At 63.5% G+C, this 15,877-nt stretch carries 15 protein-coding genes; 6 read left to right on the plus strand and 9 right to left on the minus strand.

Annotation, left to right across the window (positions count from 1 at the left end; genetic code table 11):
• Positions 1-5: 5 nt before the first annotated feature.
• The 4 genes from JHL16_RS20955 to JHL16_RS20970 are packed head-to-tail and all read left to right on the plus strand — an operon-like array spanning position 6 to position 3,555.
• A complete protein-coding gene (locus JHL16_RS20955) occupies positions 6-1,010 on the plus strand; it encodes an ABC transporter permease (RefSeq protein ID WP_200186766.1) in 1,005 nt (334 codons plus the stop codon).
• Positions 1,003-1,851 carry an ABC transporter permease gene (locus JHL16_RS20960; protein ID WP_200186767.1) on the plus strand — a complete coding sequence of 283 codons (849 nt, stop codon included), beginning with the start codon at positions 1,003-1,005 and terminating at the stop codon, positions 1,849-1,851. Before JHL16_RS20955 ends, JHL16_RS20960 begins: the two co-directional genes overlap by 8 nt.
• Entirely contained in the window at positions 1,848-2,738 is an 891-nt protein-coding gene (locus tag JHL16_RS20965) for an ATP-binding cassette domain-containing protein (RefSeq protein WP_200186768.1), read from the plus strand. Before JHL16_RS20960 ends, JHL16_RS20965 begins: the two co-directional genes overlap by 4 nt.
• The gene (locus JHL16_RS20970; protein WP_200186769.1) at positions 2,731-3,555 is read left to right on the plus strand and encodes an ATP-binding cassette domain-containing protein; all 825 of its coding nucleotides are present in this window, start codon (positions 2,731-2,733) and stop codon (positions 3,553-3,555) included. The genes JHL16_RS20965 and JHL16_RS20970 overlap by 8 nt, the downstream gene beginning before the upstream one ends.
• Here JHL16_RS20970 and JHL16_RS20975 read toward each other — a convergent pair.
• The 4 genes from JHL16_RS20975 to JHL16_RS20990 are packed head-to-tail and all read right to left on the minus strand — an operon-like array spanning position 3,552 to position 7,679.
• Positions 3,552-4,691 carry a Gfo/Idh/MocA family protein gene (locus tag JHL16_RS20975; protein WP_200186770.1) on the minus strand — a complete coding sequence of 380 codons (1,140 nt, stop codon included), beginning with the start codon at positions 4,689-4,691 and terminating at the stop codon, positions 3,552-3,554. The genes JHL16_RS20970 and JHL16_RS20975 overlap by 4 nt on opposite strands.
• Positions 4,688-5,623 carry a Gfo/Idh/MocA family protein gene (locus JHL16_RS20980; RefSeq protein WP_200186771.1) on the minus strand — a complete coding sequence of 312 codons (936 nt, stop codon included), beginning with the start codon at positions 5,621-5,623 and terminating at the stop codon, positions 4,688-4,690. The genes JHL16_RS20975 and JHL16_RS20980 overlap by 4 nt, the downstream gene beginning before the upstream one ends.
• A gap of 3 nt (positions 5,624-5,626) precedes the next feature.
• Positions 5,627-6,556 (minus strand): TIM barrel protein, encoded by a 930-nt coding sequence (locus tag JHL16_RS20985; protein ID WP_200186772.1) that lies wholly within the window; start codon positions 6,554-6,556, stop codon positions 5,627-5,629.
• A 10-nt stretch (positions 6,557-6,566) separates the two neighbouring features.
• Positions 6,567-7,679 (minus strand): Gfo/Idh/MocA family protein, encoded by a 1,113-nt coding sequence (locus JHL16_RS20990; RefSeq protein WP_200186773.1) that lies wholly within the window; start codon positions 7,677-7,679, stop codon positions 6,567-6,569.
• 154 nt (positions 7,680-7,833) lie between these two features.
• Between JHL16_RS20990 and JHL16_RS20995 the strand changes: the two genes are divergently transcribed.
• Positions 7,834-8,793: a sugar phosphate isomerase/epimerase family protein gene (locus tag JHL16_RS20995; RefSeq protein WP_200186774.1), complete on the plus strand. Its 960-nt coding sequence runs from the start codon at positions 7,834-7,836 to the stop codon at positions 8,791-8,793.
• 175 nt (positions 8,794-8,968) lie between these two features.
• Positions 8,969-10,009, plus strand: a complete 1,041-nt coding sequence (locus JHL16_RS21000; RefSeq protein WP_200186775.1) for a LacI family DNA-binding transcriptional regulator — start codon at positions 8,969-8,971, stop codon at positions 10,007-10,009.
• On the opposite strand, the gene JHL16_RS21005 is transcribed toward JHL16_RS21000, so the two are convergent.
• The 5 genes from JHL16_RS21005 to JHL16_RS21025 form a co-directional block, all read right to left on the minus strand.
• Entirely contained in the window at positions 10,010-10,852 is an 843-nt protein-coding gene (locus tag JHL16_RS21005) for an ATP-binding cassette domain-containing protein (RefSeq protein WP_200186776.1), read from the minus strand.
• Positions 10,853-10,857: 5 nt separating this feature from the next.
• Positions 10,858-11,967: an ABC transporter permease gene (locus JHL16_RS21010; protein WP_200186777.1), complete on the minus strand. Its 1,110-nt coding sequence runs from the start codon at positions 11,965-11,967 to the stop codon at positions 10,858-10,860.
• 99 nt (positions 11,968-12,066) lie between these two features.
• Positions 12,067-13,020, minus strand: a complete 954-nt coding sequence (locus JHL16_RS21015; RefSeq protein ID WP_200186778.1) for a sugar ABC transporter substrate-binding protein — start codon at positions 13,018-13,020, stop codon at positions 12,067-12,069.
• 172 nt (positions 13,021-13,192) lie between these two features.
• Complete coding sequence (gene mocR / locus JHL16_RS21020) at positions 13,193-14,683, minus strand: rhizopine catabolism transcriptional regulator MocR (protein ID WP_200186779.1); 1,491 nt, start codon at positions 14,681-14,683, stop codon at positions 13,193-13,195.
• Between the two features lie 44 nt (positions 14,684-14,727).
• On the minus strand, positions 14,728-15,876 hold the full coding sequence (locus tag JHL16_RS21025) for a M24 family metallopeptidase (RefSeq protein ID WP_200186780.1): 1,149 nt from the start codon (positions 15,874-15,876) through the stop codon (positions 14,728-14,730).
• Position 15,877: the final 1 nt, after the last annotated feature.

The raw sequence follows: 15,877 nt of genomic DNA on the forward strand, positions 1-15,877 counted from the left end.
AAAGTATGAGCCGAAATCTGCTGATCCGCCTCGGCTCAACGATGGTCACGCTGTTCGGCGTGGCGTTCATCGTCTTCATCCTGGTGCGGGTCGTGCCCGGCAACCCCATCGCCATGATGCTGCCGCCCGGCGCCTCCGATGCCGATATCGCTTTGCTCACCGCCCATTACGGCCTCGACAAGCCGATACTGACCCAGTTCTGGATCTGGCTCGGCCGCGCGCTGCAGGGTGACTTCGGCATGTCGATCTCGCTGCGCCAGGATGTGATGAGCCTGATCTTCGGCCGTCTCCCGGCGACGCTCGAGCTCGCCACTTTGGCGCTTGTCATTGCCATGGCGCTCGGCGGCGCCCTTGCCATCACCGCTGCGCGTTTCCGCGGCACCGCGGTCGAGACCGGCATCGATCTCGCCAATGGCGCCAGCCTCGCCATGCCGGACTTTCTCTGGGGCCTGACCTTCATTCTGCTCTTCGGCGTGCTCATCCCGGTCTTCGCCATATCCGGCCGCGTCTCGCCAAGCCTCGATCTGCCCTTCGTCACCGGCTTCTATCTGATCGAAAGCATCCTGCGCCTGCGCGTCGACATCTTCCTCGACCTCATGCGCCATATGCTGATGCCGGCCTTGGCTTTGGCGCTGCCGCTTGCCGCCGTCATCGCCCAGCTGCTCAAGACCTCGCTGAAAGAGGCGATGCAGCAGGATTATGTCATGCTCGCCCGCACCAAGGGCTTTTCCGAGACCCGCGTGCTGATTTCCGAAGCCCTGCGCAATGCGGTGATCCCGACGCTCACGCTCGCCGGCGTGCAGTTCACCTTCCTGATCGGCGGCACGGTCATCGTCGAGCGGCTTTTCTCTTATGAAGGTCTCGGCAATATGGCGATCGACGCGGTCATCAACCGCGACCTGCCGCTGATCCAGGGCATCGTCCTCGTCTTCGCGCTGATCTTCGTCGTCATCAATCTCATCGTCGATCTGAGCTATGCGCTGCTCAATCCGAGGCTCCGTCATGGCTGAGGCGCGTGTCATCCGGGTGAAAGCAGGCCCGCGGCTGTGGCTGTCGGGCCTGTGGCTCACCTTTTTCGCGCTCGCCGCCATTTTTGCGCCGCTCATCGTGCCGCATGATCCCCTCGCCCAGGACCTCATGCTCGGCAAATTGCCGCCGGCCTGGGTCGCCGGCCATGAGCCCGGTTATCTGCTCGGCACCGACAGCCTCGGCCGCGATGTGCTGTCACGCTTGATCTCGGCGGCGCGCCCGGCGCTTTTCGTCGCCATCGGCGCCGGCCTCGCCGCCTGTATCCTGGGCTCGGTGCTGGGATTGATCGCCGGCTTCTTCGGCGGCTGGACCGATCGCGTCATCTCGCGCATCGTCGATATCTGGATGGCCTTTCCGCCGGTGCTCCTGTCCATCCTGCTGGTCGCCTTCCTCAATCCGAGCCTGCAGTCGGTCATCATCGCCATCGCCATCATCGACTGGACCCGCTTCTGCCGCGTGGTGCGCGCCGAGACGATGCAGCAGCGCCGCATGGACTATGTCGAAAGCGCCCGTGCCATGGGCCTGAGCTCGATCGCCACTCTGGCGCGCGAGGTGCTGCCCAATGTCTTGCCGGCGATCATCGTGCTGCTGTCGCTCGAAATGGGCATTGCGGTGATCGTCGAAGCCATTCTGTCCTACGTCAATCTCTCGGTGTCGACCGACCAGGCGACCTGGGGCAGCATGATCGCCGAAGGCCGTGGCATCATCTATCAGGCCTGGTGGGTGCTGGTCTTCCCGATGATCGCCCTGTTCCTGACCGTGCTGGCCTTCAGCCAGTTCGGCGAGGGATTGAAAGAGCGCTTCGATCCGGTGCTGCGGTGACGGAGGCCTACCTCGACATTCGCGATCTGAGTGTCGCTCTCCAGCATAGCGGCGACCGTCTGCTGCGCCGGGTATCGCTCGCCGTGAGGCCGGGCGAGGTCCACGCTCTGGTGGGTGAGTCGGGGGCCGGCAAGAGTATGATCGCCCGCGCCGTCTTCGGCATCCTGCCGAAAGCGGTGACGATCCTCGAAGGACAGGTGACCATCGAAGGAGCCGATCTCAATGGCATGTCGGAGGCCGCGCGCCGTCTGTTCATCGGCAAGCGCGCCGCCTTCATCCCCCAGGATCCGCTGACCGCGCTCAATCCGTCGAAGCGGATCGCCGATCAGATCTCTGACCGCCTGATCCATATTCTGGGCATGCCCAAGGCCAAGGCGCACGAACGCGCCGCGGCCCTCCTCGAAGAAGTGAAGATCGCCGATCCCGAACGGGTGATGCGGCTCTATCCGCATGAATTGTCGGGCGGCATGCGCCAGCGTGTGCTCATCGCCGCCGCTTTTGCCGGCGAGCCCCGGCTGATCGTCGCCGACGAGCCGACAACGGCGCTCGACGTCACGGTGCAGCGGCAGATATTGGCGCTCATTGCCGGCATGCAGGCGCGCCACGGCACCGCCCTTCTTTTCATCACCCATAATCTCGGCGTGGTGGCGAAGCTCTGCCAGACGGCATCGGTCCTTTATGCCGGCAAGGTGGTCGAGCAGACGAGCGTGCGCCGGCTCTTCGCCGACCCTCGACATGCTTACACGCGCGCCTTGATGGCGGCGACGCCACGCTACGACCGACCCGAGGAGTCCCTCAAACCCGCCTCGCCCGAGCTCATGGGTGAGCTCGCCCGCGAAGTGGCCGAGACCGACGCTCTCTGGGCGAAGGAGCGGGCGCATGGCTGACGCTCTGTTCAAGGTCGAAGATCTGCATCTCTCGCTTCCTGATCTGGCGCGCAAGCCGCTCTTCGGCACGGCGCCGCGCATCACGATCCTCAAAGGCCTGAGCTTCACCGTGCCGGAAGGCGCCATCACCGGCATTGTCGGGGAATCGGGCTCAGGCAAAACCTCGCTCGGTCGCACTTTGATCCGCCTTCTCACACCTGACGCGGGCCGGATCATCTTTGCCGGACGTGATATTGCCGGTCTCGACGACGAGGCGCTGAGGCCGCTGCGGCGCGACCTGCAGATCATCTTTCAGGATCCCTTCTCTTCCCTCAACCCGCGCAAGACCGTCGGCGCCATCATCGCGTCACCGCTTCTCCTGCACAAAGTCGCGACGGCCGGCGGCGAGGCCCGCGATCTCGCTCTGGAAGCGCTGACTCAGGTCGGCTTGCCGGCTTCCTTTGCCGCGCGATATCCGCATGAATTGTCGGGCGGCCAGCGCCAGCGCGTCGGCATCGCCCGCGCCGTGGCGCTCAAGCCGCGTTTTATCCTGGCGGACGAGATCGTATCGGGTCTCGACGTGTCGAGTCAGGCGCAGATCCTGGCCCTGCTGATGGAGCTGCGTGCCCGGATGAACTTCACCATGGCCTTCATCAGCCATGACCTGTCGGTGGTGCGCCGCCTGTGTGACCGCGTGATCGTGATGCGCAAGGGCGAGATCGTCGAAGACGCCGACACCGTCACACTCTTCGACAAGCCACAGCATGCCTATACGCGGCTGCTGCGCGATTCCATTCCCTTACCGGAAGTGAGCGACGGCTGGCTCCAGGACGCCTAGTTGCCGATGCTCGCCACCGACACCCACTGACGGCCCGCAGCCGACTGCTCCATTGCATCGCACACCGCCTGCACCTTGAGGCCCTGCGCGAAGTCGGGATCCCACGGCCCCTGCGGCCACTTCTCGAGCAGATCGCCGAAATGATTGACGAAGCTCGAGCCATAACCGACGCCCTGGCCGATCGCCCACCAATTGGCGGCATAAGGATGCGATATATGCTCGGCGCGGATTCGGCGCATGCCATAGAGCTCGACCGCGTCGCTGCCGTCGCCATAGAGAAGCTCGTTGAGCCTGGCATAATCAAAATGCAGCGTGCCCAGCGTGCCATTCACTTCGACGGTGAAGTCGCAGGGCCGCCGGACGCAGGAACGCGTCATTTCCATGATGCCGCGCGCGCCGTTCGAAAACCGCACCAGGGCCGATGAAGCATCGTCGATCTCGACCTTGCGCGTGCCGCCGGGTTTCGCCGGATCGGTGCGCTCGCGCACGAAAGTCTCCGACTGGGCGCTGACCTCGGCGATATCGCCGACCATCCACTGCGCCATGTCGATCAGATGGGCGCCGAGATCGGCAATGGTGGTGCCGCCCATCTTGCGCTCGAAACGCCAGTCGAAGGGGATGTTCGGATCGATGAACTCGTCCGACATCCAGATGGCGCGCCAGTGCTGAATCTTGCCGACCTTGCCGTCGTCGATCATCCGCTTCATCAGCGAGACAGCCGGGAGCTTGCGGTAGTTGAAGCCGACGGCGTTCAGGACACCGGCTTTCCTGACCGCCTCGAGCGCCATACGGCCCTCTTCATAGGATGTGGCGAGTGGCTTTTCGGAAATCACCGCCTTGCCATGCGCCGCGGCGGCGGCGGCGATCTCGGCATGGGTGCCGGGCGGCGTACAGATATCGACGATGTCGACATCGGGGCTTTCGACGATCTTCCGCCAGTCGGCGGTCGAGCGCGCAAAACCGTAGGCGGCGGCCGCCTTCTCGACGCCGGCTTGATGTCGGCCGCTGATGATATGGAGCTCAGGTTCGACGGGAAGCTTGCGCAAGGTATTGAGCGCCCGATAGGCATAGGAATGCGCCTTGCCCATGCCGCCATAACCGATCATGCCGATGCGGACTCTTGGCAATGAAGTCATCTCGTCCTCCCTTTCATCATGGCGGCCGAAGCCTGCTCGGCGGCAGTGAGGGCAGCGATCGCATCCGCCGCCGTGGCGCCTTCCGACGGCCGGCCACAGACCGCTTCGGCAAAGCCTTCCGCCTGGAGCCTCAACGCATCGAGGAACACTTTCTCGCCGTTGGGCGGCCAGAAGAACCGGCAATCCTCGAAGCCTTTGGTGCCGAAGACCTGCGCCCAGCAGGAATCGCCCAGCGGGAAACGACGGCCCAGCGAGATGAGGCCGCTGGCGCCTCCCGACAGGTCGCAGAGCGCTTGGGCGGCATCCGGATCGACCTCGATCCTCTCGGCGAAGACGGTGTTGGCGGTGGCGACGCGCGGATGGGAGATCTCCTGGCCGGTCAGCCAGCGCAACTGGTCAAATTCATGCACGCCCATGTCGATGAAGGCGCCGCCGCTCGTGGCGCGGAAGGAAGCGGGCGACGGCATCTCGTCCCACTGATAGCAGGAGACGAGATAGAGATCGCCGAACTCGCCTTGCGCAATCCGGTCCTTGAGGCGTTTGAGGGCCGGCACGAAACGTCGCCAATAAGCGACCTGGAGCAGCACATTTTCCTTCGCCGCGATCTCGGACGCGATGCGCGCCTCGCGCGCCGTGATGCCGCAGGGCTTTTCGCACAGGATGGAAAGCCCGGCGACCGCGAGCCGCGCCACCATATTGACGTGATGGCTGCTGGGCACCGCGACCAGCGCGCCGTCGATGCCGCCGGCCTTCAACATCTCCTCGACATCGGCATGGAGCTTGACGCCGTCGGGCAGCTTGAGTGAGGAGCGGATCGTTTCCGACGTCTCGGCGACCGCCACCACTTCGACGCGCTCGCTGCCGGCAAGGGCGCGCAAATGCGTCTGGCCCATCCGGCCCGCACCGACGAGTCCCAGCCGGAACCGCGCCATGGCTCAGAAGCCCCGCTGGCTGAGATAATTCAGATTGGCGACCTGGTCCTTGGCCGGCCGGTCGGGCGCCGAAGCATCGGGCAATATGTCCTGCTCGACCACCAGCCAGCCCGCATAATGCCGGCGCAGGTGATCGAGCACACCGTCGATATCGACGTCACCCTTGCCCAGTGCGCAGAAGGCGCCACGCCGCCAGATCTCGATCACCGGTGCGGCTTCTTTGACGATCTTGTCGATCACATTGATGCGCGCATCTTTCAGATGAATATGATTAATGCGCCCGTTCCACTCTTTCAGCGCCTTGACTGGCTCGCCTTGGCCGAGCAGCAGATGGCCGGTATCGAGGCAGAGATCGATGCTGGTCAGCTCCAGCATCTTCTCGATCTCCCACACCGCTTCGATATGGGTGCCGGTCTCGTGATGGAATGTCGGCTCATAACCACGCTCGCGGCAGCGCGCCACGGCGCTTTCGAGCCCGTCGGCAAAACGCTTCCAGCCTTCCTTGTCGAAACCGAGATCACGGTTGGTTGCCGCCTGGCCCGGATGTGCCTTGCGCCTGTCGCTGCCGAGATCGGCGAGCGTCGGTTTGGGTTTGAGGCCGCTCTCCGGCACGCCCGCCGCGTCGAAGACATCGAGCAGGATGTCGAGCTCATGCAGCGCCGGCCTCATGCGCGCGGGCTCGCTATAGGGCAGCTCCAGATAGCCGCCGGCGAGGCCGAGCTTGCGGTCGTTGAGGCGTTTCTTCAATTCGTCGCCCTGGCCCAGATAGCCGGCGGGGCCGAGATCGATGCCGCGATAGCCGGCGCCCGATACGGCATCGAGAATGCCTTCGCCGTCCGGCACATGGGGATCGATGCCGACGGTGATCTCGAAGGCACCGAAGCTCACCGGCGCATTGGCGAGAACGATCTTGTCTTTTGCGGTCTGCGTCATGGTCTGTCCTTCAGGCGCTAAAACTCGCCATATCGGTTGGACGCGCGACAGGCTGGCGCGTCAGATGGGCTTTGATGATCGACTGGCAGAGCGCGATGTCACGCAAGGCATCGGGCCCGGAGGTGCGGGGGCTCAGTCCCTTGGTCACGCAGTCGTGGAAATGCAGAAGCTCTTCCTTGAAGCTCTCGCTGTAGGAGACGATTTCTTCATTCCGGTAGGATTTCGCCGACGCCGCATCGCCGCCCTCATCGACGAGGAGCGTCGGCGCGCTGCGCAGGAACGGCGACGGCATCGACAGAGTAAGGCGCCGCGCCGGCGTGTAGAAGGCGAATTCCATCTGATAACGGGCGATGCCCGGCAGATCGACCCAGTTGATCGTGCACTGCGCCTTGCCATAACGCAGGATCGCGGTGAGCCCGGTCTCGCCGATATCGGCGAAGGCGAGTTCATCCGGCTCGCCGAGGATGCCACGCACCACGTTGAACTCATGCACCATGCTGTCGAGCAGCACGAGGTGATAGGCCCTGCGCGCCAAGGGATCCTGGGTGGCGATGGCTTTGGTGATGCGTTGGTCGGTATCGGCGGCGAGCCTGGCGAGCAGATCGGCCGGCACGTGGCCGCCACGATGGAGCACATAATGATCGACATAGGGCTTGAACGGCGATTCAAGCGTGGTGACACGGATGAGGCGCAGATCCTCGAGCGATCTCGCTTCTTGCTTGAGGCGGACGAAGGCCGGATCATATTGCTTGTTATAGGCGACCATCAACACCACGCCGGCATGGGCGGCGGCGGTGATCATGTCCTGGCCTTCCGCCACGGAGAAACACATCGGCTTTTCGACGAGTACATGGATGCCGGCTTCCGCCGCCGCGATGGCGATCGGCGCGTGGCTGCCGGGCGTGAGGATGAAAACGGCATCGAGCCGCTCTTTCAGCAGGTCGCGCCAGTCGCCGAAGGTCTTGGTAACATTGTAGTCGCGGGCGCAGGCCTCGCGCACGCTCTCGGAGATATCGCAGAGCGCCACGATCTCATAGCGGTCCGCCAGTTCGCGCAGATAGTTCAGATGCATGACCTGCGCGACCAATCCACAGCCGATCACCCCGACACGCAGCCTCTTCATGCAACCCTCTTTTGGAACGTTCCATAAATCGTAAAAGCCAGTATAAACTCTGTCAAGAACTCACTTATTGCACTGTTCGGAAATCTTGCTTTCCGGGACCTTTCGTAGGGCGTGCCACAGAATCGCCTAATAAAACTATGATGGAACGATCCACATGTCTCACCGTCTTCCCCGTCTTGGCCTCGTCACCGAACCGCTCGCCAATATGGCGCTCACCGATCTCATGGACTGGCTCGTCGCCGAAGTTCCCGAGATCACCGATCTCGAAATCGGCACCGGCGGCTATGCGCCGACCAGCCATTGCGACATGCCGCTCCTCCTGCGCGATCCGGGCGCCCGACAGTCCTGGCGCGAGGAGATCGCGGCCCGGGGCTTGAGGCTCGCCGCCTTCAATGTCTGGGGTAATGCGCTCCATCCCGATCCGGCGATCGCCCGCAAGCACGACGAGGATCTGCGCGCCACGATCCGGCTCGCCGCCGAGACCGGCGTCGACCGCATCGTCGCCATGGCCGGCTGCCCGGCGGGTGCTGCTGGCGACAAGACCCCGCATTTCGCAGGCGGGGGCTGGCTGCCCTATCTCGAGAATATCCATGACTGGCAATGGCAGGACCGCATCGTCCCCTATTGGACCAGGCTCGCCGACTTCGCCCGCGAGACTCACCCCGACGTCATGATCTGCCTCGAACTCCATCCCGGCACGATCGCTTACAATGTCGAGACCTTCGAGCGCCTGGCCGCGCTCGGCCCGGCGATCTCGGCCAATATCGATCCCAGTCACTTTTTCTGGATGGGCATGGATGCCAATCGCATCGTGGAGCGGCTCGGCAGCCGCATCGGCCATGCCCATGGCAAGGACGTATTGTTCCAGAAGGACCAACTCGCCCTCAATGGGCTCCTCGACAATCGCTGGCCGAAGCCGCCGGACGAAATGCCGTGGAATTTCGCCACCGTCGGGCGCGGCAGGAATGCGCAGTGGTGGCGGACTTTCCTGGCCGATCTCGGCAAGTCCGGCACGGTCACGACCCTCGCCATCGAGCATGAGGATCCCTTTGTCGAGCCCAAGGCCGGCATCATCGAGGCGGGGCGGCTGCTCGCGGCGGCCGCGACCGATTGACAGTTTAACCTCTCACCCGCGACCGGGGAGAGAGTGCGGGTGCGAGTATCGAGCTGGCTTGACTTCGCCGGTTCCCTCGCACCCGCTCCTCCCCGCGGTTGATGAGGAATGACAAGCTGGATCAGCCACTTGGTCTGGAGTAACAGAAGGGCATGAACATGCATGGCCCGAGCTCATGAAAGGCCCGTCCGAATCGGTGAAGCCCGCGACCATTCTCGATGTCGCGCGGCTCGCCAAGGTTTCCAAGTCGACGGTCTCCAATGTCATCCGCGACGCCAAGGGCATCGCGCCGCAGACCATTGCCCGGGTGCGCGCCGCCATCGATGAGCTTGGCTACCGTCCCAATGTGCTGGCCCGCCAGCTCGTCCAGCAGCGCACCAATGTGCTGGGCGTGGTGGTGGGCGATCTCGCCAATCCGTTCTTCTCGGAAATGACCAAGCAGATCGAGCGTTATGCCGGCCAGCACGGTTATCAGGTGATGTTCTGCAACACCCAGATCGACGAGCATATCGAGCTCGCCGGGCTGCGCGGCCTGCTCGATTACCGCATCGCCGGTCTGATCTTCCTTGCTTATGCGGGAGATGAGGAAAGCGCCCGCCTCGTCACCGAAAGCCGCGTGCCCGCCCTCTTTCTCACCTGCACTGCCGATTGGGGCGATGTCGTTTCTCCCGATGACGAGAAAGGCGGGCGCATTGCCACCGAGCATCTGCTCGAGCTCGGCCACCGCCGCATCGCCTACATCGCCGATCCTTCCGTCGAGGATGCCGCCGATCAGGCGCGCCAGTCCGGCTATCGCCGCGCCATGGTGAAAGCGGGCCTGCCGACCGCCGTCTATCACTGGCAAGGGTCGGAAGGGAAAACGCTCAAGGAGACCACGATCGAGAAGGTACTGCTCGGCGACGACCGGGTGACCGGCGTCTTCTCCTCGAACGATCTCGGCGCCATCGAACTTCTCGATTGCGCCGACCGTCTGGGCGTCCGGGTGCCGCAGGATCTCTCCGTCGTCGGCTTCGACGACGTCATGCTGGCGAGTCTCCGGCGGATCAATCTGACCACGGTGGTACAGCCCAAGGAGATGATGGCGCGCATTGCGGTGTCGACGATCGCGTCGCGCATCAAGGGCGAGCTGACCGGCGGCCATCTGCGCCAGATCGTCGATTGCGGCCTCATCGTGCGCGGCTCGACCGCACCGCTCAAGAAGAGCAAAAGTGGTTGATCACACGCCCGCAGCGCGCTTCAGGCGCGGTTCGGCCGTCGGCTGTGCCGTCTCGCTCGCCGCGATCGCTTCGAGCTCGGCTTCGAGATCGACCAGCTCCTTGCCGCCGGCCATCATGTCGGTGACTTTCTCGCGCGAGATTTCGGCCTTGGCGAACGTGCCGAGGCTCTTCGCCCTGTTGAGCAGAGTGAATCGGTCGGCGATCGGATAGGCGTGATGCACATTGTGGGTGATGAAGATCACCCCGAGGCCCCGCGCCTTCGCCCGGGCGATAAGACGCAGCACGACAGAGGCCTGATGCACGCCGAGCGCCGATGTCGGCTCGTCGAGAATGAGGATGCGGGCGCCGAAATGGACGGCGCGCGCGATGGCAAGGCACTGGCGCTCGCCGCCCGACAAGGTGCCGACCGCCTGGCGGGGATCGCGGATATCGATCCCCATCTTGCTCATCTCGTCGCGCGCAGTGCGGTTCATGAAGTCCCAGTCGAGCCGGCGCAGGACGCCACGCCCTTTGGTCTTCTCGCGGCCCATGAAGAAATTACGCGCGATGCTCATCAAAGGCACCGTCGCCAGATCCTGATAGACGGTGGCGATCCCCTGATCGAGCGCGTTACGCGGCGAGGCGAGCGTGACGGCCTTGCCGGCGATACGGATCTCGCCGGCCGTCGGCTGGAACACGCCCGACAGCAATTTGATCAACGTCGACTTGCCGGCGCCATTGTCCCCGAGCAGACAATGAATCTCACCCGGGCGCACGCCGAAGGAGACTTCCTTCAGCGCGATGACGGAGCCGAAGAATTTGCTGACCTGGGCGAGCTCGAGAAAATCCGATGTCTCGGTCATGGCCATCACCGTGAATAGGTCACTTTGCGGCGGACATAGGTGTTGAACAGCACCGCGATCAGCACCATGGCGCCCATGAACACCTTGAACCAGTCGGTATCGACGCCGGTGAAGAAGATGCCCATCTGCACCGTGCCGAAAATGAGCGCGCCCAAAGCGGCGCCGATCGCCGAGCCATAGCCGCCGGTGAGCAAGGTGCCGCCCACCACCACGGCGATGATCGCCTCGAATTCCTTGAGCTGACCGCGCAGCGTGTCGGCCGATCCCGCTTCGAGAACCTGGATGACGGCCAGCAAGGTGGCGGCAAAGGCGGTGCCGATGAAGAGCAGGATCTTCACCCGCGTCACCGGCACGCCGACATTGCGCGCCGCCACCGGATCACCGCCGGAAGCGAAGATCCAGTTGCCGAAGCGCGTCTTCATGAGGATCCAGGTGCCGAGCAAGGTGAGCAGCATCCACCAGACTACCGCCATCGGGATGCCGGGCGCCAAAGGTGTGCCGTCGGTGCGCATCTGCAGCCAGCCGAGACTGCCCATACACTGGAAGAGGTCCTTGAGCACATAGCCTGAGAAGATCGGCGCCAGCCAGTCGTCCTTGGCATAGTCGCCAATGCCCGACACGACGGTGCGGTTGGTGGCGGCGCGGGTGAGCGCCAGCGTGAGGCCGCGCAGGATGAACATGCTGGCGAGCGTCACAATGAAGGAGGGAAGTCCGGTGCTGATGGTGAGATAGCCGTTGATGAATCCGATCACCAGGGCGACCAGGAAGGCGAGCAGGATGCAGGACCAAAGAGGCCAGCCCCATTCGACTGCCGGGATGGCGATGACGATGCCGGCGAAGCCGATCATCGAGCCGATGGAGAGGTCGAACTCGCCGGCGATCATCAGAAGCGCCACGGCGGCGGCGAGAATGCCGACCTGGGCTGACACATCGAGGAAGGTGATGATGCCCTTGGCGCTGAACATGCCGGAATCCCCGGCAAAGGTGAGAAAGAAGCCGAAGACCAGGATGGTGCCGGCAACCGCCCCCAGCTCCGGCCGGCCGAGCAGGAAGCGCCAGGTCGGAATGGCGCGGACCCTTTCGTCGGACATCTTGCTATGGGCTACAGCGGACATCGGCGTCTCGAAGCTCCATCCTGACAGAATGCGGGAATGATGAAAGCGGGAAAAAGCGTGGCGGCCGGGAGAGAGCCGCCACGCTGGATCACCAGGGCCTCAGCGGAAGCCCTTGCGGCTGAGCTCGATAACGCTGCCGGCCGTGTCCTTGGTGATGAAGCCGGGCCCGGTCGGCCAAGCCGTGGTCGGCATCACGCCATAAAGTTTGTAGTTCTTGAACAAGGCGACCGGCAGATAACCCATCATGAATTGCTGGGCATCGGTGGCGAAGAGCAATGTGCCGTCAGCCACCTTCTCCAGGATCTCCGGCGTCATGTCGAAGGTCGCCATCGCCTTGAGGCGGCTCTTGGCGTCCATCTCCTCGACGGCGGCGAGCATCGGCGATGCGCTGGTGGGGCCGAGCGCGATGATACCGTCGATCGTCTGGTCCTGCTGCAAGGCACTGGCGATGCGGGATTTGGCATCGACCGGGTCGGTCATCGTCACCGGCACGATCGTCTGCTTGACGCCCGAGCCGTCCTTCACACCGCGGCAGCGATTGTCGAGATCGGTGTTGCCCACTTCCATGTTGATACACATGATGTGGGTGGCGCCGGCGGCCTTCAGTTTCTCGCCTACCGCCACGCCGGCCTGGTATTCGTCCTGACCGAGATAAGCGGAAATGCCGAGCTCCTTGTATTTGGTGAGGCCGGAATCGATGCCGATCACCGGAATGCCGGCCGCGAGCGCCGACTGGATCGGCGCCTTCAGCGCATCGGCGTCCGGAATGGAGACGACGATGCCGTCGGGTTTGCGCGCCACGGCCGAGTCGATCATCTTGCCCATCGCCGACATGTCGAACACATCGGGCGCTTCATATTGGACATCCGCTTCGAAGGTCTTGGCGGCTTCGGCGAGGCCGTTTTTGATGGCGTTCCAATAGGGATCGCCGGCCTGGCCATGGGTGATGAAGATCACCTGCATCTTCTTTTCGTCGGCCTTGAGCTCTGGCGAGACCAAGGTCGAGATCATGCCGGCAATCAGAGCCAGCATGATGATAATCAGTCTTTTCATGGGCTTACCTCCTTTTTGAGCCGTCATTACGCCTTGCTCTGCGGCAAGGTTATGAAGATGTGGAACGTTCCAAATCTGATTTCGAAAATAAGCCGGCTCGCGCCGACTTGCTCCACTCCAATCAGAAGCTTAACCCCTCCATGGCTCCCCCAATAGAGCCAATTTCTGTATTTCATATAGAGCCAAGTTTAGGGGCCCGCCGTTTGCCGGCCTCCGTGAAGCTGGCCTTCAGCGCCATGACTGCGGTCTGGATATCCCGCTCATTGAGAGCGGCGTAACCGAGCAGGAGCCCCTGCTCCGGTGTCTTGTGATGATAGTTGATCGAGATCGGTTGCAGGTCGATGCCATGGGCATGGCCGATCTCGGCGATCCTCACATCGTCCATCTTCGCCGTGAAGCGGGCGATCACCTGCATGCCGGAGTCACTGTCGCTGACCACGATCCACGGATTCAAATGCTGGCGGCACAAAGTGATGAACTCCTTCTGGCGCTCGCCATAGACACGGCGCATGCGTTTGAGATGGGTGGCGAAATGGCCCTCCTCGATGAAATCGGCAAGTGTCACCTGCAGGATCAACGGCGTGAATTGGCCGGTGACGCCGACCGCGCGATTGAACGGCTCGACCAGTGCATCCGGCACCACCAGGAAGCCGATGCGCAGCGACGAGAACAATGTCTTGCTGAAAGTGCCGAGATAGATGACCCGGTCGGCGCGGTCGAGACCCTGCATGGCCGGCATCGGCTGACCGCGAAAACGATACTCGCCATCGTAGTCGTCCTCGATGATCCAGGCGCCATGCCGCTCGGCATGGCTGAGAAGATGAAGTCGCTCTTCCATGCGCATGGTAGCGCCAAGCGGCCATTGGCAGGCGGGCGTCACATAGATGAGGCGCGGAGCCGGAAGGGCGGCATCATCGAGCGCCCAGCCCTCGGCACCGACGGAGAGCGGATGCAGTCTGGCGCCGGCGGCCTCGAGCGCGCTGCGGGCCCCCCAATAGCCGGGCTCCTCCATCCACACCGGATCGCCCTCATCGAGCAGCAGCCGCGCCGCGAGATCGAGGCCGGCCTGGGCGCCGGTAACCACCACCACACGCTCAGGACTGCAGGAGACACCGCGTGATATTGTGACGTAGTCGGCGATCGCCGCGCGCAGACGCGGATGGCCGGAAAAATGATAATAGCCCAGCAGATCGCCGCTGCGCCGCCTGGCATTGCGGGCAAGGAGACGCGCCCAGGTGGCGAAGGGAAAGTTGGAGACTTCCGGAAAGCCTGGCTGGAAATTGATCTTGTCCGGATTGCGCAGAGGTTGAAGCCGTGTCGCCAGCGCTTCGCCACGCCGCGAGATGGGCGAGCGGTTCTGGGCAGGCGGCGCTCCCGGTGGTGGCGCCGGACGGTCGGGCAGATTGGCCACCCAGGTGCCACGTCCCGGCCGCGCCTCGACATAACCTTCAGTGAGAAGCCGCTCATAGGCAGCACTCACTGTGTTGCGGCCGAGCTTCAGTTGCTGCGCCAGGCCCCGTGTCGCCGGCAAGGTGCTGCCCGCCCTGAGGCGACCGCTAAGGATGAGCGAACGCAGCGTGTCATAGAGCTGGCGATGGGCCGGCAGACGCGCCGATCTGTCCACCGTCAATATGTCGAAAGGAAAATGCGAACGGTTGCTCAACGAGGTCTCCCGTGCGCGAGGTTACTGCAATCACCAGTGCAAGATCAAACCACGATCGGCCCGCTCTTCAGCTGCGTCAGGACTTCCGGCCCGGCCTCGGTCAAGAGCACGGTGTTCGACAGGAAGTCGTCGCCCTGGCCGCTTCCCATCAACCAGGAGAGGATATGGAAGCTCATGCCGCTTCTGATCTCGAGATCGGAATCATGCCGTAGCCCCGTCACGCTATTGCCGCCGGTCCAGGACGGCGGCTGGCCGATACCGACGCAATAGCCGCAATGATGGCGCCGGTAATGCGCGAGCCCGGCCTCATCGACGACCGTTTGCCAGGCGGCATAGACATCGCGCGCTCTGTTACCCGGCCGGATCGCCGCGACGACCGCGTCGAAAGCCTGTCGGACGATACCTGCGATCCGTGCATCTCCGTCGCGGATCGCGCCGATATGGACAAGGCGGCCCAAGGGGGCATGATAGCGCGAGACGCAGCCCGACAATTCGAGAAAGACCGGCTCGTCTCTCTTGTAGCGGCCGTCTCCCCAGGTCGCGTGCTCCTCGCCAAGCCGGCTGCCTGGACGGATGAAAGGGCCAAAGCCCGGCGGATGACCACCGGCGCGGATCATCGCCGCCAAACATTCCGCCGCCACTTCGCTTTCGTTTGCGCCGTCGGCAATGGCAGAGATTGCCGCCTCCCCCGCCGCATCGCTCACCCGCGCCGCACGGCGCATCAGCACTTGCTCTTCAGTGCTTTTCACCAATCGTATCGCATCGACGAAGCCACTCGCATCCGACCAATGCGCCATGACCTGCTTTGTGAGCGAGAGCGCAAGGCCATAGCTCAACCCTGAGGTCCAACATTCGAGACCGACCGCCTTGCCCGCGAGCTTCAGCTCATGCAGCACACGCGCCATCATGTCGGCGGCTGTCTCGCTGTCGGAATGACCGCAGAAGCGCGCCGCTTTAACCTGCTTCTCGACCGAGACGCGCTCCATGGCGCGCGTCACCAGCACTGGCTCGCCCTCGAGCGGCACGAGAAGCAAATGCGGCGCGAAGTAGCCCCAATGATCGAGCCCGGTCAGATAGAAGACATTTTCGGGGCTGGCGAGGATCGCCGCTTCGAGCCCTCGGAGCTCAAGCTCGGCCCGCAGCCGGCGCAAGCGCCGGGCGATCTCCGCGCCGCTGAAGGGATTGTCGAACATG

The organism is Taklimakanibacter albus (assembly GCF_016595235.1).
In the GTDB taxonomy this organism is placed as follows: Bacteria; Pseudomonadota; Alphaproteobacteria; order Rhizobiales; family Aestuariivirgaceae; genus Taklimakanibacter; species Taklimakanibacter albus.

Bases quoted from the DNA above. Each gene is read 5' to 3' on its own strand.
- JHL16_RS20955 (WP_200186766.1), top strand. From the start codon at position 6: ATGAGCCGAAATCTGCTGATCCGCCTCGGCTCAACGATGGTCACGCTG.
- JHL16_RS20960 (WP_200186767.1), top strand. From the start codon at position 1,003: ATGGCTGAGGCGCGTGTCATCCGGGTGAAAGCAGGCCCGCGGCTGTGG.
- JHL16_RS20970 (WP_200186769.1), top strand. From the start codon at position 2,731: ATGGCTGACGCTCTGTTCAAGGTCGAAGATCTGCATCTCTCGCTTCCT.
- JHL16_RS20975 (WP_200186770.1), bottom strand. From the start codon at position 4,691: ATGACTTCATTGCCAAGAGTCCGCATCGGCATGATCGGTTATGGCGGC.
- JHL16_RS20980 (WP_200186771.1), bottom strand. From the start codon at position 5,623: ATGGCGCGGTTCCGGCTGGGACTCGTCGGTGCGGGCCGGATGGGCCAG.
- JHL16_RS20985 (WP_200186772.1), bottom strand. From the start codon at position 6,556: ATGACGCAGACCGCAAAAGACAAGATCGTTCTCGCCAATGCGCCGGTG.
- JHL16_RS20990 (WP_200186773.1), bottom strand. From the start codon at position 7,679: ATGAAGAGGCTGCGTGTCGGGGTGATCGGCTGTGGATTGGTCGCGCAG.
- JHL16_RS20995 (WP_200186774.1), top strand. From the start codon at position 7,834: ATGTCTCACCGTCTTCCCCGTCTTGGCCTCGTCACCGAACCGCTCGCC.
- JHL16_RS21000 (WP_200186775.1), top strand. From the start codon at position 8,969: ATGAAAGGCCCGTCCGAATCGGTGAAGCCCGCGACCATTCTCGATGTC.
- JHL16_RS21005 (WP_200186776.1), bottom strand. From the start codon at position 10,852: ATGACCGAGACATCGGATTTTCTCGAGCTCGCCCAGGTCAGCAAATTC.
- JHL16_RS21010 (WP_200186777.1), bottom strand. From the start codon at position 11,967: ATGTCCGCTGTAGCCCATAGCAAGATGTCCGACGAAAGGGTCCGCGCC.
- JHL16_RS21015 (WP_200186778.1), bottom strand. From the start codon at position 13,020: ATGAAAAGACTGATTATCATCATGCTGGCTCTGATTGCCGGCATGATC.
- JHL16_RS21025 (WP_200186780.1), bottom strand. From the start codon at position 15,876: ATGTTCGACAATCCCTTCAGCGGCGCGGAGATCGCCCGGCGCTTGCGC.